This is a genomic window from Streptomyces sp. NPDC005955 (assembly GCF_042871255.1).
Classification (GTDB): Bacteria; Actinomycetota; Actinomycetes; order Streptomycetales; family Streptomycetaceae; genus Streptomyces.
The window spans coordinates 22353-48660 of the sequence record NZ_JBIAIF010000012.1 but is presented as its reverse complement, the minus strand read 5'-3'; the positions used below and the strand labels follow the sequence as shown (position 1 = coordinate 48660).

At 73.3% G+C, this 26308-nt stretch carries 20 protein-coding genes; 5 read left to right on the top strand and 15 right to left on the bottom strand.

The annotated features are described in order from the left end of the window. Positions 1–56 precede the first annotated feature (56 nt). From ACFYOU_RS25200 to ACFYOU_RS25190, 3 genes are all read right to left on the bottom strand, one after another. Positions 57–554: a GNAT family N-acetyltransferase gene (locus tag ACFYOU_RS25200; protein WP_389765623.1), complete on the bottom strand. Its 498-nt coding sequence runs from the start codon at positions 552–554 to the stop codon at positions 57–59. Between the two features lie 37 nt (positions 555–591). Beyond that, positions 592–1128, bottom strand: coding sequence for a sigma-70 family RNA polymerase sigma factor (locus tag ACFYOU_RS25195; protein ID WP_391308716.1), 537 nt, complete (start codon positions 1126–1128; stop codon positions 592–594). Positions 1129–1203: 75 nt separating this feature from the next. Further along, positions 1204–2445, bottom strand: coding sequence for a glycerophosphodiester phosphodiesterase family protein (locus ACFYOU_RS25190; protein ID WP_391308714.1), 1242 nt, complete (start codon positions 2443–2445; stop codon positions 1204–1206). A gap of 360 nt (positions 2446–2805) precedes the next feature. On the opposite strand from ACFYOU_RS25190, the gene ACFYOU_RS25185 reads away from it, so the two are divergent. After that, positions 2806–3435, top strand: a complete 630-nt coding sequence (locus ACFYOU_RS25185; RefSeq protein WP_389765621.1) for a lysophospholipid acyltransferase family protein — start codon at positions 2806–2808, stop codon at positions 3433–3435. A gap of 27 nt (positions 3436–3462) precedes the next feature. Here ACFYOU_RS25185 and ACFYOU_RS25180 read toward each other — a convergent pair whose 3' ends face one another. Then, positions 3463–4836, bottom strand: a complete 1374-nt coding sequence (locus ACFYOU_RS25180) for an aKG-HExxH-type peptide beta-hydroxylase (RefSeq protein ID WP_391308712.1) — start codon at positions 4834–4836, stop codon at positions 3463–3465. Beyond that, positions 4833–6143, bottom strand: coding sequence for an FxsB family cyclophane-forming radical SAM/SPASM peptide maturase (locus ACFYOU_RS25175; RefSeq protein ID WP_391308709.1), 1311 nt, complete (start codon positions 6141–6143; stop codon positions 4833–4835). The genes ACFYOU_RS25180 and ACFYOU_RS25175 overlap by 4 nt, the downstream gene beginning before the upstream one ends. Positions 6144–6622: 479 nt before the next feature. Between ACFYOU_RS25175 and ACFYOU_RS25170 the strand changes: the two genes are divergently transcribed. From ACFYOU_RS25170 to ACFYOU_RS25160, 3 genes are all read left to right on the top strand, one after another. Then, the gene (locus ACFYOU_RS25170) at positions 6623–6805 is read left to right on the top strand and encodes a hypothetical protein (RefSeq protein WP_385493186.1); all 183 of its coding nucleotides are present in this window, start codon (positions 6623–6625) and stop codon (positions 6803–6805) included. 103 nt (positions 6806–6908) lie between these two features. Next, on the top strand, positions 6909–10640 hold the full coding sequence (gene fxsT / locus ACFYOU_RS25165; protein ID WP_391308707.1) for an FxSxx-COOH system tetratricopeptide repeat protein: 3732 nt from the start codon (positions 6909–6911) through the stop codon (positions 10638–10640). 126 nt (positions 10641–10766) lie between these two features. Continuing rightward, positions 10767–11786 (top strand): hypothetical protein, encoded by a 1020-nt coding sequence (locus ACFYOU_RS25160; protein WP_391308705.1) that lies wholly within the window; start codon positions 10767–10769, stop codon positions 11784–11786. Here the strand turns inward: ACFYOU_RS25160 and ACFYOU_RS25155 are convergent. The 8 genes from ACFYOU_RS25155 to ACFYOU_RS25120 form a co-directional block, all read right to left on the bottom strand. Continuing rightward, complete coding sequence (locus ACFYOU_RS25155) at positions 11737–14325, bottom strand: hypothetical protein (RefSeq protein ID WP_391308703.1); 2589 nt, start codon at positions 14323–14325, stop codon at positions 11737–11739. The genes ACFYOU_RS25160 and ACFYOU_RS25155 overlap by 50 nt on opposite strands. 35 nt (positions 14326–14360) lie before the next feature. Next, positions 14361–15512, bottom strand: coding sequence for a hypothetical protein (locus ACFYOU_RS25150; protein WP_391308701.1), 1152 nt, complete (start codon positions 15510–15512; stop codon positions 14361–14363). Beyond that, the gene (locus ACFYOU_RS25145) at positions 15509–16435 is read right to left on the bottom strand and encodes a hypothetical protein (protein WP_391308699.1); all 927 of its coding nucleotides are present in this window, start codon (positions 16433–16435) and stop codon (positions 15509–15511) included. The genes ACFYOU_RS25150 and ACFYOU_RS25145 overlap by 4 nt, the downstream gene beginning before the upstream one ends. Before the next feature lie 14 nt (positions 16436–16449). Further along, the gene (locus tag ACFYOU_RS25140) at positions 16450–17871 is read right to left on the bottom strand and encodes a hypothetical protein (protein ID WP_391308697.1); all 1422 of its coding nucleotides are present in this window, start codon (positions 17869–17871) and stop codon (positions 16450–16452) included. 537 nt (positions 17872–18408) lie between these two features. Then, positions 18409–19980, bottom strand: a complete 1572-nt coding sequence (locus tag ACFYOU_RS25135; RefSeq protein WP_391308695.1) for an MFS transporter — start codon at positions 19978–19980, stop codon at positions 18409–18411. Next, positions 19977–20528: a TetR/AcrR family transcriptional regulator gene (locus ACFYOU_RS25130; protein WP_389765520.1), complete on the bottom strand. Its 552-nt coding sequence runs from the start codon at positions 20526–20528 to the stop codon at positions 19977–19979. The genes ACFYOU_RS25135 and ACFYOU_RS25130 overlap by 4 nt, the downstream gene beginning before the upstream one ends. 161 nt (positions 20529–20689) lie before the next feature. Beyond that, positions 20690–22153 carry an argininosuccinate lyase gene (gene argH / locus ACFYOU_RS25125; protein ID WP_391308692.1) on the bottom strand — a complete coding sequence of 488 codons (1464 nt, stop codon included), beginning with the start codon at positions 22151–22153 and terminating at the stop codon, positions 20690–20692. Between the two features lie 181 nt (positions 22154–22334). Beyond that, positions 22335–23528, bottom strand: coding sequence for an argininosuccinate synthase (locus ACFYOU_RS25120; protein ID WP_389765517.1), 1194 nt, complete (start codon positions 23526–23528; stop codon positions 22335–22337). Positions 23529–23700: 172 nt separating this feature from the next. Here ACFYOU_RS25120 and ACFYOU_RS25115 point away from each other — a divergent pair, with 172 nt between their 5' ends. Continuing rightward, complete coding sequence (locus tag ACFYOU_RS25115) at positions 23701–24420, top strand: L,D-transpeptidase family protein (protein ID WP_391308690.1); 720 nt, start codon at positions 23701–23703, stop codon at positions 24418–24420. Between the two features lie 68 nt (positions 24421–24488). On the opposite strand, the gene ACFYOU_RS25110 is transcribed toward ACFYOU_RS25115, so the two are convergent. Both ACFYOU_RS25110 and ACFYOU_RS25105 read right to left on the bottom strand, forming a co-directional pair. Continuing rightward, the gene (locus ACFYOU_RS25110; RefSeq protein ID WP_385493172.1) at positions 24489–25025 is read right to left on the bottom strand and encodes an arginine repressor; all 537 of its coding nucleotides are present in this window, start codon (positions 25023–25025) and stop codon (positions 24489–24491) included. A gap of 18 nt (positions 25026–25043) precedes the next feature. Further along, positions 25044–26234: an acetylornithine transaminase gene (locus ACFYOU_RS25105; RefSeq protein ID WP_389765513.1), complete on the bottom strand. Its 1191-nt coding sequence runs from the start codon at positions 26232–26234 to the stop codon at positions 25044–25046. Positions 26235–26308 lie beyond the last annotated feature (74 nt).

The following is a 26308-nucleotide window of genomic DNA, read 5'->3' as shown; positions in this document are numbered from 1 at the left end:
CGCGTGCCGTCGGCGTCGCTTCCGCGGCGGCGGGTGGCCCGCCGCCGCGGAACCGCTCAGGCCGTGGTGGCCAACAGGCCCACGGTCTTGGTGAGGGTGACGACGGTGAGCCGGTCGTCGATCTCGCGGGTGCCGACGGGCGCGTACCCGTGCTTGCGGTACAGCCGCAGGTTGCGGTCGGAGCGGTGGCCCGTGAACAGTTCGAAGCGGGTGGCCGTGCCCGCCGCGCCCAGCCGTTCCTCGATCGCGGCGAGCAGCCGGCCGCCGAGCCCGTGCCGGCGCATCCGCGGGTGGACGATGAGCTTGCCGATGTGTGCGACGCCCACCGCGTCGACCGTGCCGCGGACCGAGGCCACGACCTCGTCGCCGAGCCGGGCGACCAGGACCAGGCCCGTGCTCAGTTCGGACCGGAGGGACGCCAGGGGCTGGGTGAGGGGTTCGATGGAGTAGTCGCCGTAGAGCTCCGCCTCGCTCTGGTAACACAGGTACTGCAACTTCAGGATCTGTTCGGCGTCCTGCTCCGTCGCCGCAGAGATGGTCACGCTCATGCCCATGTGCGCATGCCTCCCGCTCACCTGCTCCACCGGTTGTCTAACGCACCCTTCCCCGCGGGTCGGGAACCGCAACCTCCGCCGCGAGCATTCTGCGCAGACATCCCAGGCATCGGGAACGTTCCGGCCCCAGGCTCCCCTGTGAGATACCCAACTCCCCTGCGATTTCGCGATACGTCAGGCGGTCCGGCGACAGGAAGGCCAGCACGAGTCCACGACAGCGCGAGGGCAGCCGCCGGACCGCGGCGCGCAGGGAGCGGCGCAGGTCGGCGGCGAACGCGAGGTCTTCGGGGTCGCCTTGCACCGCGACGGGCAGTCGGGTGCCGCAGGGCAGTTCGCGGCGGGCCGCGCACCGGGCGCGGTGGGCCTCCGCGCGGACGGCGGCGCGCACCCAGCGGGCGGGGTCCACCGGCGGCCCGGCGGCGTCCAGGTGTTCGAACAGGCGCAGCCACACGTCCTGGGTGAGGTCCTCGGACGGGAACCCGGGGCGGTGGTCCGCCTCGGCGGCCACCGCGCGGGCGAGCAACGGGGTGAGGTCATCCACCAACGGGTGCGGACGGGGGGTGGGGTGGCTCATGTGGACCAGGGACGTCACCGGCCCGGTCCGGGTTGCCGGTGCGGCGCCGGTTCAGTCGCACGGGGGGCCGACGGCTCAGCGGTTGACGAAGTCGGCGCGGGCCAACAGGGCGGTGTCGGGGTGGTCGGTGAAGATCCCGTCGATCCCGGTCTCGAAGTACCGGCGGAAGGCGCCGAAGGCGTCGCCGTAACCGTCCGGTGCGGTGCCCCTGCGGTACTCGGCGGGGAGGAAGGGGTTCTCGTTGCGCAGGGTGTAGGGGTGCAGGAGCAGTCCGGCGCGGTGGGCGTCGGCGACGAGGGTCGTCGGCCTGGTGAGCCGTCCCGCCGCGTCCCGGGGGATCACCAGGTCGAGGGTGGGGCCGATGCCCCGGGCGTAGGAGGCGATCCAGTCCAGTCCCGAGGGGGTGACCAGGTCGGCCGTGGTGCGGGGGTCGCCCCCGACGACGAAGTCCCACGGCCGCGATCCGGCGCCGGACAGCAGCACGACCCCCGGAGTGTCCACGAGCCGGGCCAACCGCCGGACGCTGCTCGGCTCGAAGGACTGGACGAAGGCGGGCGCGTCGCGGCGGTGGCGACCGTACCGGCGCAGCAGTCGGGCGAGTCGTTCCTCCAGCCCGAGGCCGAGTCCGCGGAAGTAGGTGGGGTGTTTGGTCTCGATGTGCAGCCAGACGGGTTCGCCGCGCCGGCGCCCCGTGCGGTCGGCCCACTGGAGCACTTCCTCCAGGGTGGGCACCCGCCACCGGCCGTCGTAGAGGGTGTTGTGCGGCCGGTTCGCCGGGATGCGCTCCGTGGCGCGCAGCGTCCTCAGTTCGGCGAGCGTGAAGTCCTCGGTGAACCAGCCGGTGATCCGGGTGCCGTCGACGGTCTTGGTCGTGCGGCGGTCCGCGAACTCGGGGTGGTCCGCCACGTCGGTGGTGGCGGTGATGTCGTTCTCGTGGCGGCACACCAGCTGGCCGTCCCGGGTGGGGACGATGTCCTGCTCCACCACGTGGGCGCCCAGGTCGACGGCGAACTGGTAGGCGCCGAGGGTGTGTTCGGGACGGTGACCGCTGGCGCCCCGGTGGGCGATGACGGTGGGTACGGGGAGTTCGGCGGCGTCTCCCCCGGCCGGACGCCGGGCGGCCGAGGCGGGCGTCCCCAGGGTGAGCACCCCTCCCGCAGCCGCCGTTCCCGCAGCCGCCGCGCCGAGGAGCGCCCGCCGACGGGGAGCGGCGCGTCCCGCCCCGGGCCCGCCCGCACCAGCCCCGTCAGCCGTGCCGTGCGGGCGTTCGGTGCCGTCCGGGCGCGGTGCGTCCGCGGCTCCTGCTCGGGTACCCATCGCGTGCTCCCTCCGACGGGCGCCCTTCGGTGCGCCCGTCCCGTGTGCGTGGCCGTCATGTGCGGTGCCGATCGTAGGAGCGGGACGGTGACCGTCGGGGGACCCGCAGGGGAACTCCGGCCGGACGGGGGCGGTACGGCCCGTGGCGCACCCCCGCCGACCGGAGGACCCTGCGTTACGTTTGATCGACACCGCGTGACCATTTCGTAAACCCGATGTGCACGGGCCGGTGACGCGCGAGTATCGTCCTTCACCTGCACGGACTGCTCGCGGATTCCGTGACCGGCGCACCCAAGAATCCCGACCCCGGAGGGCCCGTTGTCCCGTTTTGCGCTCATCAAGGCAGTGCTCGGACCGATCATGCGCCTGATCTTCCGGCTCCGGGTGGAGGGCGCGCAGAACGTTCCGGGCACGGGGCCGGTCATCTTGGCGGGCAATCACCTGACCTTCATCGACTCGATGATCCTGCCGCTCGTCTGTGACCGTCAGGTGGTCTTCATCGGCAAGGACGAGTACGTCACGGGCAAGGGGCTCAAGGGCCGTGCGATGGCGTGGTTCTTCACGGGCGTCGGCATGGTCCCGGTGGACCGCGACGGCGGCCGGGGCGGGGTGGCCGCCCTGATGACGGGGCGTCGCATCCTGGAGGACGGCCGGATGTTCGGCATCTACCCGGAGGGCACCCGCTCCCCCGACGGGCGGTTGTACCGGGGCCGCACCGGCATCGCCCGGCTCACCCTGATGACCGGGGCGCCCGTGGTGCCGTTCGCCATGATCGGCACCGACAAGCTCCAGCCCGGCGGCCGGGGCATCCCGCACCCGGGCAAGGTCACCGTCCGGTTCGGCGAGCCGATGGAGTTCTCCCGCTACGAGGGCATGGACCGCGACCGGTACGTGCTGCGGGCCGTCACCGACTCGGTGATGACGGAGGTCATGCAGTTGTCCGGGCAGGAGTACGTGGACGTGTACGCCACCAAGGCGAAGGCCGCGTAACCGCGCTCGCACGGGCCGCTCCGGCGGCTACGGCCGGGTGGCCCGCAGGGGGCCGGCGTGCCGACGGGTCCAGCGGCCCCGGTGGGCCCGGGCCAGCTCGGCGGCGCGGGCCGCCGCCGGGCCCGGCACCCGGTGGGCCTCCAGCGCGGTCAGGGCCTCCCCCGTCCGCCGGACGAACCGGGCGCCGACGGCGGTGAGTCGGCCGCTCCCGAGCAGGGTGGTGTTGGCCTCCCGGGTGACGTCCCGCCACCGTGCGAACTCGATCCAGGCACGGTGCCGTGCCTCCGCTTCGGCAGCGACTTCGAGCTGTCTCAGCCAGAACCGGGCGACGCCGAGGTGCGCGTACACGCCGTGCAGCAGCCCGACGAGCGGGCGGGGGTCGTCCCGCCAGGGGGCGTAGAAGAGTTCCCCGGGGTGCTCGTCGACGAGGTCGAAGAGGTGGGTGAGGGCGGCGAGCTTGTTGTGCTGGGCTTCGTGGACCAGGTCCACCGCGAGGCCGAGCACCGAGCGCGGTGCGGACATGCCGGTGCACCCGAAGGTCTCGTTGGAACTTCCGCTCAGATCACGGGAGTCGGGTGCCAGTACGGGGACGACGGCCCGGAACACGGCCGCCACCTCCGCCAGCGGCTGCGGGTGGACGCGGTGCAGCAGCTGCCAGGCGGCGGTGAACGTCCGCTGCCAGTGGGCCCGTTCCCCGGGGGCCAGCCGGCCGGTTCCCGGGGAGGCGGGGAAGCAGTCCGGGTCGAGGTCGTCGAGGAGCAAGGGCGGGCCCCCGGCCGGTGCGGCGAGGGGGTGGAGGGCGAGCCAGCCCGTACCCCCGGGCTCCGGGTCGGCCGGCGGTTCGGGGGTCGGGGTGCCGGGCACCGTCACGTCGACGCGGACGCTGCGGCCCGCGACGGTCACGCTCGCCCCGCCCGGCCCGGTGCGCACCCGCGCCGACTGCCCGGGGCCGGCGTCCCCGAACTGGGCCGCACCGAGGGAGGGCAGCAGCACCCGGCCGTGCCGCAGCGGCAGCGTCACCTCGGTGGACAGCCCCGCCCGCAGGGCCGCCACCGCGGCGGCGGCGAGCAACCGGTCCGGGCCGCTGACGGTGGCGGCGTCCGGGTCCAGCAGGGCGTTGAGGGTGCGCAGTTGGGACGGCCCGAGGGAGGGGTGGGTGAGCGTCTCGTGCACCGCTCCCGGGGCCGCCCGGTGCACCGCGGCCAGCAGCGACCAGGCGTCGCGGGCGGTCCGCGCGGTCGGCCCGCCGTGCCGCTCGGCGTGCACCACCACCTCACGGACCAGGAGCAGTCGACGGCTGTACTGGCCGCGGCGCAGCAGTTCGACGGCCTGCGGGCCGCCGCCGCCGAGGGCGATCCGGTCGAAGAGCGCTCCGTCCATCCGGTGTCGGGGGGTGCTCATGCCGCCCCCGTCGGAGCCGGTGCCGGACGGGCCAGCAGCCGTCCCAGGTCCTGGTTCAGTCGACGGCCGACGTGGGCGATGAGAGCGGCGAGGTCGGGACAGTAGACGCTGGGGTTGGCGAAGTGCGTGCCGTCGGCGCGGTAGCGGTGGGTGACGTGGCCGCCGCCGCAGACCCGGTGCAGCGGGCAGGCCCGGCAGGTCGCCGACAGCCCGGCGAGCCCGGGGCCCGGCACGGCGGCGGGGGCGGGCGCGCCGGGCGGCGGGCGGTTCCCGGTGGGGTGCAGGGCGCGGTCGAAGGGGTCGCGCAGCACGTGCAGTCCGGTGCTGATGGCGCCGGGGTAGGTGGTGCGCAGGGTCGCGTCCCGGCCGATGGCCCCGTCGGTCTCCACCACGGCGTACCCGACGGGGGCGAGCCCGAGCCCTTCCGTCTCGGCCCGGCCGCCCAGCAGCAGGGCGACCAGGTCGTCGAGCAGTCTGATCCGGGTCTCCCGCACGGGCGCGTCGAACCACACGTCGAACACCGCGGCCAGCCAGTCGGCGTAGGGCGTGGCCGGGGAGCCGGGGAGGCGGCCCGGCGGGGGCTGGGACCAGTTCCCGTGGGGCAGCAGGAAGTCGATGACGGGCGGCGCGTAGCCCAGCAGGTGGCGGTAGGTGGCGAGCGGGTCGTTGCGCGGGTCGATGACGCACAGCAACCCGCCGAACAGGTGTCGGTGGGGTCCCTCGGTGAGGCGCCGCAGGGCGGCGGCGACCTCGGTGTGGCTGCCGCGGCCGTTCGCCCGACGCCGGTGCCGGTCGTGGCCGGCCGCGTCGCCGTCGAGGCTGACGCCGACCCGGACGTCCAGGTCGGCGAAGAGCGCCAGGTACCGCTCGTCCAGGCCGAGGCCGTTGGTCTGCACGACGACGTCGACGCGCTGCACCGGGACCGCGTCGAGGGCGCGCCGCAGGACACGGACCGCGCGGCCCAGCCCGGCGGGGCCCACCAGCAGGGGTTCACCGCCGTGCAGGACGACCTTCACCGCGGACAGGCCGTGGGTGGTGGCGTGTTCGGCGATCCGGGCGGCGGTGCGGTCGAGCACCGCGGGTGCCATCGTCCGCGGCTGGCCGCGCCAACTCTGGTCGGCGCCCTCGTACATGTAGCAGTAGTCGCAGGCCAGGTCACAACGGCTGTGGATCTTGAGGATGAAGGAGTGGAAGGGGACCGTCGGCGCGTGACCGTCGGGCGCGGCACCGGTGACGACGGCCGCGTCCCGCACCCGGGTCCCCCTCGCCTCCGGTTCGTCGGACCGGGCCGGATTCGCGTCGCGCACGGTGCGTGCACCCCTCAGGACGGTCGTGCCGGGCCGTGCTCCGACCGAAGCACAGAAAGCCCACTCAGTATTTTCAGCGGTCCTCGCGATCGTCAAGAAGGCGAATCGGCCGCCCTGTCCCGTTGCCGCCCTCCACTGGTCCGCCGGGTCGCCGGTGGTCCGCCCGGGGCGTTTGCTCGGGTGACGTCCGCACCGGCCGGCGGGCGCCCGGGCGCCGCCGCCACCGGGCCCGCGAGCCCCTGCGGCGGCGCTTCGCTCCAGGGTGCCCCGAGATGCCGAAACCTGGTCGCTGACTGCGGGGATGGCTACGATGGCCTTGCGTGCGTCCGCCCGTCCAGCACCCCGCACAGCCACGCACCCGCACACCCGCTCCACCGCACCCCACCGGTACGCGACGCGCGTCCGTACGCGTACCGCCCCGCACCACCAGTCCCGCGGCACGGGCCGTCCCGCAGACGAGAAGGGTGGACGATCCCCACATGGCCGATCCGGCCGAGGTGCTAGACGACCTCGAATCGCTGTTGGTGGACCTCGCCGAACTGCCCTTCGAGACGGTGTCGGAGCTACCCGACTCCGCCCTCGGCTGCGCCCTGCGCAGACTCCACGAGGCCGTGCGGACCCCGGACCGCATGTTCGCCTCCCAGTACCAGGATTCCCTGTAGCGTCCCGGCCGGCGGACCCGGCAGGCACCGGTCCCCTCCGGGGCCGCGTCCGAGCCGAGCGGGGAGGACCCGGGTCCGGCAGCCCAGAAGTGGAGCGACCCCCATGGCAGTCGAGGCCGACAACGACATCCGCCCACGCGTCACCCTGTTCTGTTCCCCGGCCGAGAACATCGGGCAGACCACGACGGTCCTCAACACCGCGCTGATCCTCGCGGAGGCCGGCCGCCGGGTGCTCGTGGTCGATCACGTCGCCGCCGGGATCGGAGCCGCCCGCTACCTCGGCGCCCTGCCCGGGCACCGGCGCGAGACGCCACCGGCCGGGGCCCGCGTGCCCGGCACCGACCTGCCCCGGCCCACGGTGTGGTCCCTCGCCCCGCAGGGGCGGCCGGTCCGGCTGGACCTGCTCAGCGCGCGGCGCCCGGCCGACCTCGCCGACCTCCCGGTGCGGCAGGGCGGCACGGCGGCGGGCCGCGCCTCCTTCGCGGAGTACGACGACGTGCTCATCGACGCGCCCGTCCCGCGGTCCGCCGACGACCGGGCCGTGCTCGCGCCCCTGCCGCACGTCCTCGCCGTCTGCTTCACCCTCAACTCCTGGCTCATCGAGAGCGCGGCGACCCTCGCCCGCGCACTGCGCAAGCGGGCCACCGGACGGCTCGGGGTACTGGCCGTCGGGCTCAAGGCGGACAGCCGGACCCATGACCAACTCCGCATCGCCCGCGCCCTGATCCGCGACTCCTTCGAGGGGTTCAGCGACGGAGCCGGCGCCCACTACGTCGAGTTCCCCTACGACCCGCTCTACACCCAGTCCGACACCCTCGCCGTGTACGAGGAACGGCCCGCGGCGGGCGGCGGCGTCGACGCGGTGGCGGGCGGCGAAGGACTGCGTCCCGGTTTCCTCCGGCTCGCCGACGAACTCTCCCGGACCCGGCCCGCGGACCTGCGCCGGGTCACCCTGCTGCACACGCCACGGCACCTGGCCTGGGCGGAGTGGATCGAGACCCAACTCCAGGCCCGGGGCGTGCGGGTGCGCCGCTTCGGCTACGGGCTCTACAAGGGCGAACCGCCGCTCCCCGGGGGGATGCTGGTGGCACTGTCCCCGATCGGGGTGGCCCCGGAACACACCGACCTGCTCGCCACCCTGTCCCACCCCGACGTCCGCACGGTCCTCGTCGACGAGGAGCCCCTGCCGCGCGGGCTGTCCCACCACGAACAGATCGTGCTGCGCCGACTGACCGAACCGGAGGCCCTGCTCCGGCTGCGGCGTGGACTGCACCTGCCGCCGGCGGGCGAACTCCCGGTGGCGCTCAGCCGGTTCCCCAAGCTGCCGCCGTGCAACAACCTGCACCCGCGCAACCCGGACTTCGTCGGTCGGGACGAGGTCTTCGAGGGGATCAGGTCGATGCTGGCCGCCGCGGAACGGGCCCGGGGCCACGGTGTGCTGAGCGGGTCGCCCGGCATCGGCAAGAGCCAACTCGCCCTGGAGTACTGCCACCGCTTCCCCGGCGACCACGAGGTGGTGTGGTGGGTGCGCGCGGACAGCGCGGGGGCGGCCCGGCGCAGCCTCACCCGGCTCGCCGAACGCCTCGGGGTGCCCACCGTCGGGGACGTGCCCCGCCGGGTGATCGAACACCTGCGTTCCGCCGCCGTGGGGCCCTGGCTGCTGATCTACGACGATGTGCGGGACCCGGAGATCCTGTTCGACACCCATCTGGTTCCGCGCGGCGGCGACGGCGGCCACGTGCTGCTCACCGCCCGCCGCTCGGTCGGACTGTCCGTTCCGCACCAACTGGACGTGCCCGCCTTCTCGGAGGGGGAGAGCCGGGCCCTGTTGACCACCCGGGTGCGGGGCCTGACCACGGAACACGCCGAACGCCTCAGTCGGACCGTCGCCCACGTTCCGCTGCGGGTCAAGCTGGCCGCTGCCTGGGTGGAGGTGCGCGCGGCCCTGCTGACCTCCTTGAACCGGCCCCGCAAGGACGCCGTCGACAAGGCCGTCGCCGAGTTCGCGGACGCGTTCGTGTCCCAACAGCAGGAACTCCTGGCCCTGCACAAGGAGGTCTCCCCGTCCCGGGTGGTGCTGGAGGTGGCGCTGCGCGCGCTGCGCCAGTCCCCCGGCTCCGAGGCGTGGGGGCACGAACGCGGCGACAGCACCGTCACCCGCTGGTTGCTGGAGTGCTGCGCGCTGCTCACCGGCCCCGGTGCCAGCCTGCAACTGTTGCGGTCCCCGCAGATGCAGGCGGCGCTCGCCCGGCGCACCGCCGAGGTGAACGGCGACACGCCGGACACCGCGATCAGTGACGACCTGATGGTCGACGTGGCCCTGTGGGCGATGGCCCGCTACGGCCTGATCGAGGTCGACTTCGCCCGGCAGGAGCGCCCGGTCCGGCAGCACCAGGTGCTGCGCGACGCGGTGTTGGAACGGATGAGCGCCGCCGAGCGCCAGCAGCGCGAACACGAGCTGCGGGCCGTGGTCGCCGGGTTCACCCAGGCGGAGCCCCGGGGGCGGGCCCTCGCCGAGTTCAGCGACCAGCAGGCCCGCCAGCTCACCGCCCTGCGGATCTGGGAGGACCCGCGCCCCGAGGTCCGCCAGCGGCTCAACGAGCACCTGGGGAACCTCGCGAGGACCCGCGACGAGCTGCGGCTGCGGGAGGTCCTGGAGCTGGGCGGCCGGGCGCACAAGCACTGGCAGGAGGACGAGCCCTCGGCGGAGTACCTCCGGCTGCACACGGTGATGGCCTCGGCGCTGCGCGTCCTCGGGGAGTACGCGGAGGCGTCCCGACACGCACGGATCGCCCTGCGCGGCTACCGCTCGGCGTTCGGCGTCAACCACCCGCGGACGCTGCTCTCCGCGGACGCGTACGGGGCCCTGCTCCGCGCCGACGGGCACTTCGCGGACGCCCTCACCCAGGGCAACCACGTCTACCAGCGGATGCGGGAACTCCTCGGCCCGGACCACCGGACCACCGCACAGGCCGAACACAACCTCGCCCTGTGCGAGGCGCTGATGGGCAATGTGGCCTCCGCCCTCGACCGGCTCCAGGGCCAGTTGAACCGGCGGCGGGCCATCGGCGGGCCCGACGACCCCGCCGCCTGGACGGTCCTGGTGCCCCTGGCCGCCGCCCAACGGGCGCTCGGGCAGGACCGGGAGTCGTACGACCTGCTCAAGCAGTTCGTGAGCCGCAAGAGCGGGGAGGCCGGGACGGGCGTCCCCTACGCGGAGTTGGCGCGGGTGGAGACCGGGCTCGCGGTGTGCGAGCGGCGGCTCGGCAATCCGACGGGCGCCTGGGAACGCGACGGCCGGGTCCTGCGGGAGTGCCTGCGCCTGTTCGGGGCGTCGAGTCCCGTCACCGTGCGCACCCGGTTCAGCTTCGCCAGCGACCTGCACGCCCTCGGTCGCCACGAGGAGGCGCTGGAACAGTCCGAACGGTGTCTGAAGGCCCTGGACGCCAGCATGGGCACGGACCACCCGTACACCCATCTGGCACGCATCCGGCACGCCGTGCACGAGCGCGCGGCGGGACGGGTGGCCGTCGCACTGGAGTGGGGCGGCCATGCGTACCGGCGGCTGGAGGCCCGCCTCGGCGCCACCCACCCGTGGACCCTGGCCGCCGCTTCCGGGCTCGCCGGGACGCTCGTCGCGGACGGCGCCTACGACGAAGCGGAGTGGCTGGAGGAACAGGCGTTGGACGGCTTCGAGGAACTGCGCATGACCCAGCACCCCTCCCGCGCGCTGATCGCCGCCAACCTGGTGGACACCCGCGCCCACCTGGACACGGGTCGGCCCGCGCCCGGGGTGCGGCGCGGGGACGTCGATCTGGAGCTGCCCGGTGTCTGACGCGGGCGGCAGCCGGGGATCCGGGTGGGGACGGGCAGGGGAACGCGACACGACGGGGCGGGGGAGCGTCCGGCGCGCGAGCGGGGCGGCGGACGGGAACCCGACGGCACGAGGGAGTGACGGCACGTGAGTGGGGACCACCGACCGGACGAACGGCAGAGCGCCGAACTCGTCCCGCTGTACGCGGAGCACTGGCGCCGGGCGCCGTTCGAGGAGATCAGCGACCGCTGTACGGGTGCGGCGGCGGGGTGCGCCGCGCTGCGGTCGCTCAGCTACTTCAACAACGGCGTCGTCGACTTCGTCATCCGTCCCGCCGACGCCCCGGCGCTGCCCGGCGGCCGGGAGCTGGACCTCCCGATCGACGTGGAGAGTCGCCCCGGTCACCAACTGGTGCTGAGCATGGAGACCTTCGACAAGGCGCTCGGACCGCTGCTCACCGGTGCGCTGATGCGGACGGTGGTGGCCACGCCGACGGGCGGGCTGTACTGCGGCCGGGTCAAGGAGCAGCAGCACATCGTGGGCATCACCCTGCGCGGGGACGGCGTGGACGCCATGGACGACACCCTCAACGAACTGGTGACCGACATCCGGGTGCACGTCCTGAACCGGTCGGACGAGAACCCGGGCGGGGTGCCCGACCAGCCGTACCACGCCCCGGACGGCTCCCAGGAGCTGCACTTCACCGCCGGCAGCCGGGTGGACGAGCCGATGGTGGCCCGGTTGCGCGGGCTGTGGCAGCGACATCTGAACCCGGTGGACCTCCAGTACCTGGCGTACTACGAGAACTGGCACCTGGCGTGCGTGGGCGACGCGTTCGACGACAGCCGGATAGGCAAGCGGTTCCTGAACATCAAACCGTCGGCGCGGCGCCGCAAGTACCGGGACGTGGCCGACCAGTTGCGTGACGACATCGCCCGGCTGCGGGACATGCTCCAGTTGGTGAGCCGGGAGCCGATGAACCGGTTGGTGCTGGACGTGGAGGAGGGGGCGGTGTACTTCCACTGGCTGCCCGGGGGGCGCAGCGGTGACTTCGTGTGCGGGGTCACCCTCGACCAGCACGAGGTGGGCAACGCCGAGCGGCGGCTGCGCGAGGTGCTCAGTGAGCTGCCGCGGAAGGTGCCGCGCCCCCGTTCCGTCCGTTGGTGACGAGCCCGAGCACGGCCGACTGCACCCGTTCGGCCAGGCTGCTCAGGACCTCGGCGACCTGACTGCTGCGCAGTTCCCGGGTGCCGCGGTCGGGGTCGGCGGGGCCGGGCGGCAGGGTCTCCGGCCTGATCTCGGGCAGCACCTCCACGGTGATCTCGAAGCTGCGGCACAGCACGAAGAGGCTGTTGCGCTCGTCGTCGGTGGGTCCGCCGTCCCCGCCGGCGACGGTGGTGAGCCAGTCGCCGACGCCGTCGCGGAAGGCCCGGAGCAGCATCCGCACGAGGGTGGTGACGCCGATCGCCTGGAACTGCGGTGCGGAGAAGGTGACGCGTTGCGGGCGGCCGTCCGGCGGGGCCATGCCGGCGGCGTCCACGCCGAGCGAACGCCTCAGGTCGGTGGGTTCCCCCATGAGCAGGTCGAGGGCTTCGGCGGCCTCGGCGAACAGTCGCCGCACGGGCTGCGGGAGTTCGTCGCGGAGCGGGTCCGCGGCGGGGCGCCGGTCCGGGGTCAGGGCCAACCGTTCGAGGCGGGAGTCGAGTTGTTCGATGCGCTCCAGGGTGCCGGTCTGCTGGGCGGTGACCCGACCGAGGCGGGCCCGCACCTGGTCGAGGGTGCTCTCGCGCTGGGCGGACTCCAGCCGTCGGGCCAACACCTCCACGGCGTGGTCGAGGTGTTCGCTGAACCCGGTGTCGGTGACGACCACGGGCGCGGTGCGGGTGGTCTCCGCGATGCGGTCGCGCATCCTCCGGGAGACGTAGCCGTTGGCGACGACCAGGATCTCGCACTCCCCGCGGGGGAAGGCGCCGTGCGCGGCCCGGGTCACGCGGCCGATGCGTTCGACGTCGTGCGGCTCCAGTACGGAGCGGGAGGGCAGCACGCCGAGGACGGCACCGGCTCCCACCCGTACCCAGTAGGCGATCTCCCGGGTGCCCGGGAGCGGTGGGTCGCCCAACTCCGGGGGCTGGGCCTCGCGCCGCCACTGGCCCTGGGCGAGGGAGCGTTCGACGGTGCGCAGGACGTCGGCCCCGGCCCGCTGTTCGTACAGGTGGCGGACGGCCTCGTGGACCCGGGACACGTCCACGAGGGTCTCGCCGTCCGTCGCCCCGGTGTCGACGGTTGCGTCGGCGGGGGCTTCGGCGGCGCCCGGCGGGCCGGTCGCGCTGTCGGGTGGGGTGGCGGTGGCGGCGATCCGGGCGGCGAGGGCGTCCCGGGCGAGTTGCCACGCCTGGCGGCAGATCTTGAGGATCTCCCGGGGCACGCCGTTGGACAGTTCGGCGACCTCCGCGACGGCGTCGGGAGCGAAGGGCGCCGTGACGACGTCTCCGGTGTCGTCGTCGGTGGGCGGCACCACGGTCTGGTAGTCGGCGGGTTCGGTGGGCACGCCGTCCGCCGCGTACGCCGCGTCGTCCAGGGCGCGGGCGGCCCCGGACCCCGACTGCGGGTCCTCGCCCGGGCGGTCGGTGGCGGTCGGCTGGTCGTGCACCCCGCTGACCCGTAGGTAGCCGCTGATCAGCCGGGCCGTCTCGGTCTCGTCGAGTCCGGTGGGCCAGATCTGGAGCACCCGCTCGTGCAGCCCCTGGGGCATCCGGCTCCAGGGCTCGGGCTGGATGCACATGACCAGCAGCCCGTCCTGGTTGACATAGGTGTTGACGAGCTTCTCGAAGCCGTTCATGAACTCGCTGCGGTCGCGCTGGGGCCAACTCAGGACGGTTTCCAGCGCGTCGACGACCAGGACGTACCGCTGTCCGACGCGGCCGTGGAGGAAGCTGAACACGCAGAGCGCGTCGAACACCGCCTCGGTGCTGTCGATGGCGCCCCCGATGCCCCGGTCGCGCAGGGCCTGGCTGGGTTCCTCCGCGGTCAACCAGTCCCACACCTCCCGTTTGAAGTCCCCCTCCAGGAGCAGGGAGAGCCCCACGGCGAACTTGCGGTGGTCGACGGCCACCCGCAGGTGTTCGCGCAGGTGCCGGTGCATCAGTTCCTTGTCGATCCCGAACGCCTGGATGACCTTGCGCGGGTCGAAGGTGCCGTCGCTCAGTCCGGCGATCACGGCCTGGTGCTGGGGCCCGATGTGGAGGTCGGCCGCGTCCGAGCTGCGCAGGAGTTCCACCACCACGTTGGCGTAGTACGCGGACACCACCCGTTCGAACGCGATGCGGGCCTCGGTGTCGTCGCGCAGGCTCAGCATGCGGTTGCGGTAGACGACCCCGAGGTCGAGGGTCGGTTGGTTGATCACCCACAGCGGGACGGAGGCGTCGGCCCGGATCGCCGCGGTCACCTCGCGCGCCATGTGGCTCTTGCCGACGCCGAAGTCCCCGACCAGGGCGACCGCCCGCCCGAGGTCACCACCGGGTCCGGGGCGTTCGAGGTAGTCCGCGACCTGGCGGCGCAGCCGGGTCAGCTCGTCCGTGACGATCGTCGGGTACCGCTTCGGCGGTCGGACGCCCATGCGCACCGCGTCGGCGAACCCGCCCAGCTGCACGACCGGGCTGAAGGGAAAGGGGTTGTCGTTGCGCAGGAAGGTGTCGGTCTGGCTCATCTCGGTGGTCCTCCCGGGGGGCCGTGCGGTCGGCTTCAGAACTCCAGGTCCGGCAGATCGTCCGAGTCCCGGCGTTCGGCGAAGCGGAGCAGCCGATTCATCCTCACTGCCGCTTCCCGATTCCGAATCGCCTCGTCCGACATGTCGTACAGGAATCCCTGTAGTTGTCTGACATTTCTGTACAGATGCCGCCCTGGGCGGTTCTGAATGACTTCCTCCGCAAAGGTAATGCTGTCCCCCGGAAGTCCATCCACCACTGTACGGCGTGTAATGAACACATCCCAGTCCTCGGCGTTCACCGACCCCAACTCCAGGAGGGTGAGGTGGGGTTGGTGCACACCCTCGAACTCTTCCTGCAACTCTTCCCGGAGCGTGGTGTGCGAGGTCTCCAGGAAGAAGACAATGGACGGTTGGGCCCAACTGTGGAAGCTGCTGACGAACTGCGTCGTCAATCCGGAGTCCAGCCATCTCATATCGGGCACGATGATCAGAAGAATGCGGCGGACGAAGTTGAGCCGGCGACTGATGTCCTCATAGAGGTAGGACAGATCATCGGCCTGCGTACGACGTTCATCGAAACCCTGCCAGAATTCCTCGTCGGCCCTGAGCCTTTCCAAAACACGGTCGGCGATCTTCCGGTTGAGTTCGTCGACACCGCTCCGGCGGCCGTTCCGCCTGCTGAATCCGTTGTCGGCGTTGCGGAATCCGCCCACGGCGATTATCTCCACGCCCGGATAGCCGTCACGCGGCAGCCAGAGCCCCGAAGCTCCTTCCGACGGCCCGGCGCCGTCCCCTCCCCCGTCGGACGGCCCGTCGGGGGGCAGCCCGGCCGTGGTCGGGGCGAGCCGCCTGGCCAGGTCGTCCACGCACCGGTTGATCAGCGAGGTCTTTCCGGTGCCCGCGGCACCGCTGGCGACCACGACGTGCCCGTGGTTGCCGGCGTCGGCCAGCACCACCGGGTCCGGTCCCCGTTCCACGAAGTGCTTGAACAGGGCCTCGGTGTGGTCGACCGGCACCCACAGGTCCGCGTGGCCCCGGATCCACCAGGGGGTGAGCGGGGCGTCCGCTTCCCAGCGGACCAGGTCGCCGCGCCCGGGGCGCTCGTAGCTCACGGGTACCCCGAAGGGGTTGAACGACTCCCCGTCCTGCGGTGGACGCCGGCGTTCCGGCTCCTCGTACGGGCTCATCGGCCGTCACCCCCTCCTTCGGATCGTCCCCAGCGCCGTCGTAGCGCACGCGTGCCGGCGGACCGCAGGCGCAGTGCGCCCCGGCCGGTGCGGCGCAGGTGCCACACGGCGAACGAGGCGTTCACCCCCTCGACACCGGCCACCGCGTCGGCGAGGAGTCCCCGCTGCCGGGTGGCCTCGGCCCGCAGCTCCTGGCTGCCGAGCGGGTGGAACCCCCCGGCGCCGGCGCGCACCGAGGTGGCCGGCGCATCGGACAGCGGGAGGTCCACGGCGAGGCGCTGGGCGTACCGGCGGCGGCTCCCGGTGTCCCGCAGCCCGCGTAGGGCGGTGGCGAGTTCCGCTCGGCAGCGGGCCACCTCCTCGTGCGGGGTGGCCGCTCCGGTCTGCCAGCCGGCGAGGTACGACTCGGCGGCGTAGGAGTAGGCGTGCACCGCGGCGGCCAGGGCCTCGTCGCGCTGTCGCCGGTAGGTGGCGCCCCGTTCGACCGCGCTGCCCAGCAGGGTGAACGCGGCGGCGACGGCGGCGAGCAGCAGTCCGGTGCCCAGTGCCCCGGGGCTGTCGCCGCCGCCCTTGTCGGGTGCGTCCCCGCGGGCCGCCATGACCGTCCGGCACACCCGTCGGAAGTCGCCCGGCTGCCGGTCCGCCCACTGTGCGACGGTGACTTCGCCGTCGGTGCCCGGACCGGTGCGCAGCTGTTCGGCTTCCCCGGGCACGGCGGTGGCGACGCCGAGCCGCACGGCGGCTTCGGCGACGTCCGCCCGGCGGTCGTCGGCCAGGCAGTAGACGCGGTGCAGGTCGTCCTCGCGGCCGTCGGCGCGGGCGGTCTGCGGGGGCGTCAGGGCGAGGGCGGCGCCGACCAGGAGCAGGGTGGCGACGGTGGCGCGGAACGCGGCGGGACGGCGTGGTGCGCCCGGGTTCGTCATGGGTTCCCGTCCGGTCAGGGCCGCGCGGTGTCGGTGGCCGGCAGGGTGGGGGCGGGCGGGTCCGGGGGCGCGGGGGCGGCCGTCCGGTCCGTGCCGTGTCCGTCGGTGGCCGACCGGTGGACCACGCGCGTGCGGTGGGGGTCGGCGGGCTCGGACGGGGGCGGGCCGGCCGGGTGTTCCCGCGGTGCGTCGTCGGTACCCGGGCGTGCGGTGCGCTGGTGCTCGGGCGGGGGCCCGGCCGGGGCGCGTCGGTCGACGCGGTCCCGGTGGGCGTGCCAACCGCGGTTGGACGCGTAGTGCAGGGTGTTGATGGTGAGGACGGCCGGCCCGACGATGGCCACCGTGCCCGGGAAGTCGGGTTCCAGGGCGAGGGCGAGGATGATCGCGGTGATGCCGTTCTGCTGGCCGAGCCCGAGGTGGACCCGGTCGGACCGGTTCAGCCCCCGGAAGAGGAGCGGCGCGACGAGCAGCCCGATCAGCGCCTGCGCCGCGAACGCCGCGAGGCCCAGGACCAGGCCGCGCCACGGGGAGACGCCGCCCGCCAGGAGCAGGCCGAGGACCAGCGCGGCGAGGACGAACGCGACCGAGACCGCGTGGTTGACCAGGGCGGTGTGGCGGCCGGTGCGGACGACGAGGCCGAGGACGGCGACGGCGAGCATGAGCATGCTCTGGGCGGCCACCACCAGCACCGCGGTGACGAGGAACAGGCAGAGCAGGTCCCGTAGACCGGCGGGTCCCGGGAACGGTGCGGAGGTCGCCCGCCCCTTCGGTGCGGGGGGTCGTCCGGACCGGGCGCGTGCGCGGTCCCGGGCGCGGCGCCACAGCAGTCCGGGGAGGTACCACAGGCCCACGGCGGCGACGAGCAGCAGCAGGTTCGCGCCGAGGCCGGCCGCGTAGGCGCCCGCCCCGTCGCCGACGGGCCCGGTGCCCGGGGAGCCCGAGCGGCCGCTGAGCCGGAAGGCGAGGACGGAGAAGGAGAGGGTGAGCAGGACGGTCACCGGGTCGTCGAAGGACGCCCAGACGGAGAGCAGGTTCTTGGCCCGCGGCGACATGCGGCTGCTGCGGCTCATGGCGGCCACCGACAGCGGGTCGATCTGGGCGACGGCGATGCCGAGGACCAGGTACTCCGGTTCCTGGAAGGCGGCGACCATGACGCCCGCGATGAGGGCCGACTTGAGCAGGACGCCCAGGGTCACGGTGAGGACGAGGGCCCGCAGGTCGCGGCGGACCTCCCGGAGGTCGATCTCGTGGGTGCTGCCGTAGAGGCCGAGGGCGAGGAGGAGTCCGGCGAACAGCGGGTACCAGGACGCCTCGGTGAGCGCCCGCGACCCGATGAGGTGTCCGGTGGCGACCCCGACGGCCACGGCACCGGACGCGGCCAGGAGGACCCCGGGCAGGGCGCGCGGTTCCGCGCGGCGTAAGAGGCGCTTCCTCACGAGTGGTTCCCCCGTTCCTCGTGCACGATGCGGTCGTACCGGATCAGCCCGTACCCGTGGAACCCGTGGGACGGGTCCGGAACGGGAACGCGCCGGGCGGGTCGGGCGGTGCCGATCCGCGGCCGGTCGGGAGCGGACGCCGTCGGTGCGGGCGCCTCATCATGCCGTACCCGGGATGCGCCACGCCCGGCTTCCGCAACTTCCCCCGCTTGCGCGTCACGGTGTCCCCTCCCCGGGCGTCGCCCCGTTCCAACATGCCCCCTGGGCCCGCGATTCTCAAGGGGCGCCGGGTCCGCGGCGGCCGTCCGCCGGAGCCCACCACGGCCTGCGTCCGGCGCGTGGCGGGGCACGGGCCGGACGTCGTCGGCGGCGTGCGCCCCCGGGCGTTCCGGCTCCGCGCGTCTCAGCTGTGGGCGTTTCGGCCGTGGGCGTTTTCGGCTCCGGGCGTTGTCGGCTCCGAGGACAGCACACCGGGCCGGCTCCGTACGGGGCCGGCCCGGTGTCACCCGTCGGGGTGACGGGGCTGTTGCGTGCCGATCAGGCGTGCGCCGGCGCCTTCGCCGGTTCGTCGGCGGGGGTGCCCTCCAGTCGCTGACCGCGGAGCATGAACCAGGCGGCCACCGCAGTGACGAGGAGCACCACGGCTCCGATGCCGGCAGCGAGTTGCATGCCGTCCACGAAGGCCGACTGGGCCGCCGACACCAGGGCGTCCTCCTGGGACGGCGGCAGGCTCCGCGCCACGTCGACGGCACCGCCCAGGGACTCCTGGGCCGCGGCGGCGATCTCGGGCGGGGTGTCGGCGGGGACCGGGAAGCCCCGGTAGACACCGGTCAGGATCGAGCCGAGCAGGGCGATGCCGAGGGCGGCGCCGAGCTCGTACGCGGTTTCGGAGACCGCCGAGGCGGAACCCGCACGTTCCTTGGGGACGCTGGAGAGGATGACGTCCGCGGTGACGCTGAACGCGAAGCCCGCGCCCGCGCCGACGACCAGGAGCACCACACCGAGCACCGGGTAGCCGGTGGACTGGCTGAGGGCCGTCAGCGCGGCGAGCCCCAGTCCGATCGCGGCGAGCCCCCCGCTCACCACGGCGCGCACCGAGTAGCGGCGCGCCATGGTCCCGGCGATCAGGCCGGCGACCACCGCGCCGATCGCGGCGGGCAGTTCGGCGAGGCCGGCCTCCAGTGGACGCCGTCCCTGGACGAGTTGCAGGAACTGCGAGAGGAAGAAGACCGTGCCGGCCATGCCGAGGATGGTCAGCAGGTCCGCGAGGACCGCCCCGGAGAAGCCCCGGTGCTGGAAGAGCCGCATGTCCAGCAGGGGCGACGGCAGCGACAACTGGCGCCGGACGAAGAGGAAGAGCGCCAGCGCTCCGACCACCGCGGCGCCGGCCGCGCCGGCCGACGCTCCGTGGGAGGCGGCCTCCTTGATCGCGTAGACGACACCGATCATGCCGACCAGGGACAGGACCACGCTGGTCATGTCCCACGGGCCCGGCTCGGGGTTGCGGGACTCGGGCAGCAGCTTGAAGCCGACCAGGACCAGGACCGCCATCACGGGCAGGTTGATCAGGAAGACCGAGCCCCACCAGAAGTGTTCGAGCAGGAACCCACCGACGACCGGGCCGAGGGCGGCGCCGGCCGAGGCGGTGGCGCCCCAGATGCCGATGGCGAGGCTGCGCTCGCGCGGGTCGTGGAAGAGGTTGCGGATCAGGGCCAGGGTGGAGGGCATCAGCGTGGCGCCGGCCACGCCGAGCAGCGCCCGGGCGAGGATCAGCAGCTCCGGGGAGGTGGCGTACGCATTGAGCACGGACACCGCACCGAAGGCGCTGGCGCCGATGAGCAGCAGCTTCTTGCGGCCGATGCGGTCGCCGAGGCTACCCATCGAGACCAGGAGACCGGCGATGACGAACGAGTAGACGTCACCGATCCACAGCAGCTGGGTACCGGTGGGGCCCAGGTCCTCACTGATGTAGGGCGTCGCCAGGCCCAGCACCGTCGCGTCGACCGCGACGAGCAGCACGGCGAGGACCAGAACGGCGAGGGCGATCCACCTCCCGGGCCGACGCTCGACTTCCTCCGACCCGGTGGCGGGCCGGTTCACGCTGATCATGGGGTCACTCTCCGTCGTACGCCGCCGAGCATCATCTCGACGAGCATGGGGTGGTAGTCGTTGGCGGCGGCCCGACCGCTGGCGATCGCCCAGGCGGCGGCGCTGACGAGGCCGTAGAACGCGTCGGTGAGCCAGGCGGCGCTCAGGTCGATCCGGAACTCGCCGTCCTCCTGGCCCCGGCGGAACAGTTCCTCGATCCGGCGGTCGAGGCGGTCCCAGCCCTCGTTCATGCCCTCGCCCTCGAACAGTTGGTTCTCGGTGACCAGGAAGGCGATCAGGCCGGCCGAGGGTTCAGAGGCGGCGACCAGCCGCCGGAAGGCCGCCTCGGCGGTGCCTTCGTGGAGCCTGGCCTCGTCGAGGGCGGCTTCGCACTCGCGCAGACCGAGGTCCTCCAGCGCCCGGATCAGGGCGTCGCGCCCTGCGAAGTGTCGGTGCAGGGTCGCCCGGCTGATCCCGGCGGCCTTCGCCACCTCGTCCATGGTGGCGGTGGCTTTCCGGGTGAGCAGCGCGGCGGCACTGCGCAGTACTGCTTCTCGATCTACGGCCATGAGACAACCATAACCCATATGAGACACCAACGTCTCATTCTGAACGTGAGCGCATCGATCGTTTGTACGTATCGGGCCGCTGTACCGCGACACCGGTGCACCCGCACGACGAAGGGCCCGCCGGATCGGCGGGCCCCTGGGGTCGAACGGCTGGCGGCGGGTTACTCCCCGGTTCCGGCGGACTCCTCGGTACCGGCGGACTCCTCGGGCGTGGCCCAGGAACGTTGTACGGCCAGGTCGAACTTCACCTCGACGAGTTGCAGCGCCACCGCGGACGGCGCGGTGCCGCCCCGGGCGTTGCGCGCCGCGAGCGCACCGGCCACGTCCAGCACCGAGCGCACCTCGGACGTCAGGTGCGGGGAGATCTTCGCGAACTGCTCGTCGGTGAGCTGGTCCAGCTCGATCCCCCGGGCCTCGCACTCCTTGACGCACTCGCCCGCGACCTCGTGGGCCACCCGGAACGGCACCCCGCGCTTGACCAGCCACTCGGCGACATCGGTGGCCAGCGAGAACCCGGCGGGCGCCAACTCGGCCATCCGCTCCCGGTTGACCGTGAGGGTCGCCATCATCCCGGTGAACGCCGGGAGCAGCACCTCCAACTGGTCGCAGGAGTCGAAGACCGGCTCCTTGTCCTCCTGGAGGTCCCGGTTGTAGGCGAGGGGCAGCGCCTTCAACGTGGCGAGCAGCCCGGTCAGGTTGCCGATCAGCCGCCCGCTCTTGCCGCGCGCCAACTCCGCGATGTCGGGGTTCTTCTTCTGCGGCATGATCGACGAGCCGGTGGAGAACGCGTCGTGCAGGGTGACGAAGGAGAACTCCTTCGTGTTCCAGATGATGACCTCCTCCGCGATCCGGGAGAGGTCGACGCCGATCATCGCGGTGATGAAGGCGAACTCCGCCGCGAAGTCCCGGGAGGCCGTGCCGTCGATGGAGTTGGCCACCGAACCGCCTTCGAAACCGAGGTCCCGGGCGACGGCCAGCGGGTCGAGTCCGAGCGAGGACCCGGCGAGCGCCCCGGAGCCGTACGGGGAGACGGCCGTGCGCTCGTCCCACTGGCGCAGCCGCTCGGCGTCCCGGGACAGTGCCTGGACATGGGCCAGTACGTGGTGGGAGAAGAGCACCGGCTGGGCGTGCTGGAGGTGCGTACGGCCCGGCATCGCCACGTCGGCGTGCGCCTCGGCGAGGCCGACCAGCGCCTCCTGGAGGTCCGCGAGCAGCCCGCCGATGATCCGGGCGTGGTCGCGCAGGTACATGCGGAACAGGGTGGCGATCTGGTCGTTGCGGGAGCGTCCCGCGCGCAGCTTGCCGCCGAGGTCGGGGCCGAGCCGCTCCAGGAGTCCCCGCTCCAGGGCGGTGTGCACGTCCTCGTCCGCGACGGTCCCGGTGAAGGAACCGTCCGCGACGTCGGCCTCCAGCCGGTCGAGTCCGGCGAGCATCCGCTCCAGTTCGTCGTCGCTGAGGAGGTTCGCGGTGTGCAGGACCCGGGCGTGGGCGCGGGAGCCGGCGATGTCGTACGGGGCGAGCCGCCAGTCGAAGTGGACGGAGGCGGAGAGTTTCGCCAGGGCCTCGGCGGGGCCGTCGGCGAACCGCGCGCCCCAGAGCCGGACGTCACCGCTGTTGCTGCTCACTGCACTTGCTCCTTGGCTCTTGCGACGGGTGGTGCGGGGCCGCTCGTGCGGACCGGTGGTCGTGATGCGCCACCGCCTCCCGGCCCGGACGGCGAGGAGGCGGTGTGCACGTTACTGGGCGGCGGCGGACCGGGGTCCCTTTCGCGCCGGTTCCGCTCGGCTCGCGCCGGGCGGCGGAGGTTCAGACCAGGTCGCGCTTGGCGGCGATCTTCGCGGAGAGCGCGAAGATGTCGATGAAGCCCTGCGCCTTGGACTGGTCGAAGGTGTCGCCGGAGTCGTAGGTGGCGAGGTTGAAGTCGTACAGCGACTCCGGGGAGCGGCGTCCCGTGACGACGGCCCGTCCGCCGTGCAGGGTCAGGCGGATGTCGCCGGTGACGTGCTGGTTGGCCTCGTTGATGAAGCCGTCCAGGGCGCGCTTGAGCGGCGAGAACCACAGGCCGTCGTAGACCAGCTCGCCCCAGCGCTGCTCGACCTGGCGCTTGTAACGGGCGAGCTCGCGCTCGACGGTGACGTTCTCCAGCTCCTGGTGGGCGGTGATCAGGGCGATCGCGCCGGGCGCCTCGTACACCTCGCGGGACTTGATGCCGACGAGGCGGTCCTCGACGATGTCGATCCGGCCGACGCCCTGGGCGCCCGCACGCTCGTTGAGCTGCTGGATGGCCTGGAGGACGGTGACGGGCTTGCCGTCGATCGCGACGGGCACGCCCTCCTTGAAGCTGATCAGGACCTCGTCGGCCTCGCGGGGCAGCGCCGGGTTCTGCGTGTACTCGTAGATGTCCTCGATCGGGGCGTTCCAGATGTCCTCCAGGAAGCCCGTCTCGACCGCGCGCCCGAAGACGTTCTGGTCGATGGAGTACGGGGACTTCTTGGTGGTCGCGATCGGGAGGTTCTTCTCCTCGCAGAAGGCGATGGCCTTGTCCCGGGTCATCGCGTAGTCGCGGACCGGGGCGATGCACTTGAGGTCGGGGCCGAGGGCCTGGATGCCGGCCTCGAAGCGGACCTGGTCGTTGCCCTTGCCGGTGCAGCCGTGGGCGACGGTGGTGGCGCCGTGCTTCTGGGCCGCGGCGACCAGGTGCTTGACGATGGCCGGCCGGGAGAGCGCGGAGACCAGCGGGTAGCGGTCCATGTAGAGGGCGTTGGCCTTGATCGCCGGGAGGCAGTACTCGTCGGCGAACTCGTCCCGGGCGTCCGCGACCTCGGCTTCGACGGCGCCGCAGGCGAGCGCGCGCTTGCGGATGACGTCCAGGTCCTCACCGCCCTGGCCGACGTCCACGGCGACGGCGATGACCTCGGCGCCCGTCTCCTCGGCGATCCAACCGATGGCGACGGAGGTGTCAAGGCCGCCCGAATAGGCGAGTACGACGCGCTCGGTCACGGGTTTCTCCTCACAGTGCATTCGCTGACATGCATGAGTATGCAGTTCTCTGCATGTTTCGTCAATGCCGGGAACGGGATCACGCCATCGATGACGCGGACCTGACCATCGGGCCCGCCCGGACGGCCCACGCGGGCTGCCGCGGACCCGCCCCCGCACTACGGTCTGGGCCATGCGCACCGGTGCCGTCGCCCTCGTGTCCGTGGCCCTCGTCGCCCTCGCCGGGCCGCTCCCGCCGCCGGCCGTCGCCGGCCCGGGGCCGGTGCGTCCGCTGCCCGCGCGGATGACGGACACCGGCGGCGGCAGCCAGCTCATCACCGCGACCGCGGCCACCGCGGGGGCCACCCGCGGCACGCTCACCTGGTGGGACCGCCGCGGAGGACGCTGGCGGGCGACCGGCACGGCCCCCGCCCGGTTCGGTGCGGGCGGCCTCACCGAGGGCACCACCCGCCAGCAGGGCACCCGCACCACCCCGACCGGCCTGTACGACCTGCCCTACGCCTTCGGGACGGCCGCCCCGCCGATCGGCACCCGGACCCCGTACCGGCCGGTGCGCGACTCGTCCTGGTGGTGTCAGGACAACGAGTCCACCGCGTACAACCGGTGGACCGACCCGCGGCCCGCCGACTGCCGGGCCACCGAGGCCGAACACCTCGTCGACTACGGCACCGCGTACGCGCACGCGCTGGTGGTCGGCTTCAACTACCACCGCCCGGAGCGCGGCCGGGGGGCGGGGATCTTCCTGCACGTCAACGGCGCGGGCGCGACGGCGGGCTGCGTGTCCGTCCCGGCGGCGGCGATGGCCGCGCTGCTGCGCTGGGCGGAGCCCGCCCGCCGCCCGCACCTCGCCATCGGCACCGAGTCCGGCGCGACCGCCGTCACCCGGTACTGACGGCCGGACGGCGGCCCCGTTCGCCCGCCCCGGACGGACGGGCGGGCGAACGGGCCGTCGGGACCGGGCTAGCGGGCGTTCTGCGCCAGGCGCAGCAGGTGCGCGGCGAGCGCCTGTCCGCCGGCCGGCTCCCGGCTGATGAGCAGCAGGGTGTCGTCGCCCGCGATCGTTCCCAGGATGTCGTGCAGTTCGGCCTGGTCGATGGCGGAGGCGAGGAACTGCGCCGCGCCGGGCGGGGTGCGCAGGACCACGAGGTTCGCGGACGCCTCGGCGGAGATCAGGAGTTCACCGGACAGCCGTCGCATCCGCTCCTCCTTCGCCGACTCGCCGAGCGGGGCGCGGGGCGTGCGGAACCCGCCCTCGCTGGGCACCGCGTAGATCAGGTCCCCGTCGGAGTCGCGGATCTTCACCGCGTTCAACTCGTCGAGGTCCCGGGAGAGCGTCGCCTGGGTGACGCTCAGCCCGTCGTCCGAGAGCAGCTTCGCCAGCTGGCTCTGGGAGCGCACTGGCTGCCGGTTGAGGATGTCCACGATCCTGCGGTGCCGCGCGGTGCGGGTCTGCGGTACGGCGGGCCCGGTCTGCTCGTTGCCCTGCGCCTGCGTCATCGTCGTTTCATTCTCCGGCTAGTCCGTCCCGTGGGCTGCGTCGAGAACGCCGGGCAGGATCTGGAGAAACGCTTCCGCCTCGTCGTCGCGAAGGTTCAGCGGCGGCATCAGCCGGACGACATCGGGGGCGGGCGCGTTCACCAGGAGACCGGCGTCCTGGGCCGCGCGCTGCACCTGGGCCGCACGCGGTTCGGTGAGCACGATACCCAGCAGCAGCCCGGCGCCCCGGACCCGCCGGACCAAGGGGTGTCCCAGCGACTCGATCGCGTCACGCAGGTGGGCGCCGTGCCGCTTCACGTTCGCGAGCAGGTCCTCCCCCGCGATGGTGTCGAGCACGGCGAGCCCGGCGGCGCAGACCACGGGGTTGCCGCCGAAGGTGGAGCCGTGGTGGCCCGGCCGCAGCAGTTCCGCGGCGGGGCCGAAGGCGACCGTGGCGCCCAGCGGCAGTCCGCCGCCGAGGCCCTTGGCGAGGGTGACGACGTCGGGGCGCACGCCCTCGTGGGCCTGGTGCGCGAACCAGTGCCCGGTGCGTCCCACGCCGGTCTGCACCTCGTCCAGGACGAGCAGGGTGCCGGTGGCCTCGGTGATCTCGCGGGCCCGGACCAGGTAGTCGGCCGGCGGGACCACCACGCCGTTCTCGCCCTGGATCGGTTCGACGATCAGCAGGGCGGTCTCTTCGGTGACCGCCGCGCGCAGCGCGTCCACGTCGCCGTAGGGCACGTGGGTGACGTCGCCGGGCAGGGGCAGGAAGGGCTCGCGCTTGGCGGGCTGGCCGGTGAGGGCGAGGGCGCCCATGGTGCGGCCGTGGAATCCGCCGTCGGTGGCCACCACATGGGTGCGGCCGGTCAGGCGACCGATCTTGAACGCGCCCTCGTTGGCCTCCGCACCGGAGTTGCAGAAGTACACGCGTCCCTGGCGCCCGAAGAGTTCGAGGAGGCGTTCCGCCAGCGCGACGGGGGGCTCGGCGACGAACAGGTTGGAGACGTGCCCGAGGGAGGCGATCTGCCGGCTGACGGCCTCGACGACGGCCGGGTGCCCGTGGCCGAGCGCATTGACGGCGATCCCGCCGACGAAGTCCAGGTAGGCGGTGCCGTCGGCGTCCCACACCCGGGCTCCCGCACCGCGGACGAGGGGCAGCGCGGGGGTGCCGTAGTTGTCCATGAGGGCGCCCTGCCAGCGCTGGGTCAGGGCCTCGTTGGGGGTGGTCACCGGGTTCCTCCTTCAGTGGTGTTCCGGTCTTCGGTGCCGGTCGGGTCCGTGGTGCCGGTCGGGTCCGTGACGCT

What these genes read in the sequence shown, in the direction of transcription:
- ACFYOU_RS25200 (WP_389765623.1), bottom strand. Translation starts at nt 554, where the DNA reads ATGGGCATGAGCGTGACCATCTCTGCGGCGACGGAGCAGGACGCCGAA.
- ACFYOU_RS25195 (WP_391308716.1), bottom strand. Translation starts at nt 1,128, where the DNA reads ATGAGCCACCCCACCCCCCGTCCGCACCCGTTGGTGGATGACCTCACC.
- ACFYOU_RS25190 (WP_391308714.1), bottom strand. Translation starts at nt 2,445, where the DNA reads ATGGGTACCCGAGCAGGAGCCGCGGACGCACCGCGCCCGGACGGCACC.
- ACFYOU_RS25185 (WP_389765621.1), top strand. Translation starts at nt 2,806, where the DNA reads ATGCGCCTGATCTTCCGGCTCCGGGTGGAGGGCGCGCAGAACGTTCCG.
- ACFYOU_RS25180 (WP_391308712.1), bottom strand. Translation starts at nt 4,836, where the DNA reads ATGAGCACCCCCCGACACCGGATGGACGGAGCGCTCTTCGACCGGATC.
- ACFYOU_RS25170 (WP_385493186.1), top strand. Translation starts at nt 6,623, where the DNA reads ATGGCCGATCCGGCCGAGGTGCTAGACGACCTCGAATCGCTGTTGGTG.
- fxsT (WP_391308707.1), top strand. Translation starts at nt 6,909, where the DNA reads ATGGCAGTCGAGGCCGACAACGACATCCGCCCACGCGTCACCCTGTTC.
- ACFYOU_RS25155 (WP_391308703.1), bottom strand. Translation starts at nt 14,325, where the DNA reads ATGAGCCAGACCGACACCTTCCTGCGCAACGACAACCCCTTTCCCTTC.
- ACFYOU_RS25150 (WP_391308701.1), bottom strand. Translation starts at nt 15,512, where the DNA reads ATGAGCCCGTACGAGGAGCCGGAACGCCGGCGTCCACCGCAGGACGGG.
- ACFYOU_RS25145 (WP_391308699.1), bottom strand. Translation starts at nt 16,435, where the DNA reads ATGACGAACCCGGGCGCACCACGCCGTCCCGCCGCGTTCCGCGCCACC.
- ACFYOU_RS25135 (WP_391308695.1), bottom strand. Translation starts at nt 19,980, where the DNA reads ATGATCAGCGTGAACCGGCCCGCCACCGGGTCGGAGGAAGTCGAGCGT.
- ACFYOU_RS25130 (WP_389765520.1), bottom strand. Translation starts at nt 20,528, where the DNA reads ATGGCCGTAGATCGAGAAGCAGTACTGCGCAGTGCCGCCGCGCTGCTC.
- ACFYOU_RS25115 (WP_391308690.1), top strand. Translation starts at nt 23,701, where the DNA reads ATGCGCACCGGTGCCGTCGCCCTCGTGTCCGTGGCCCTCGTCGCCCTC.
- ACFYOU_RS25110 (WP_385493172.1), bottom strand. Translation starts at nt 25,025, where the DNA reads ATGACGCAGGCGCAGGGCAACGAGCAGACCGGGCCCGCCGTACCGCAG.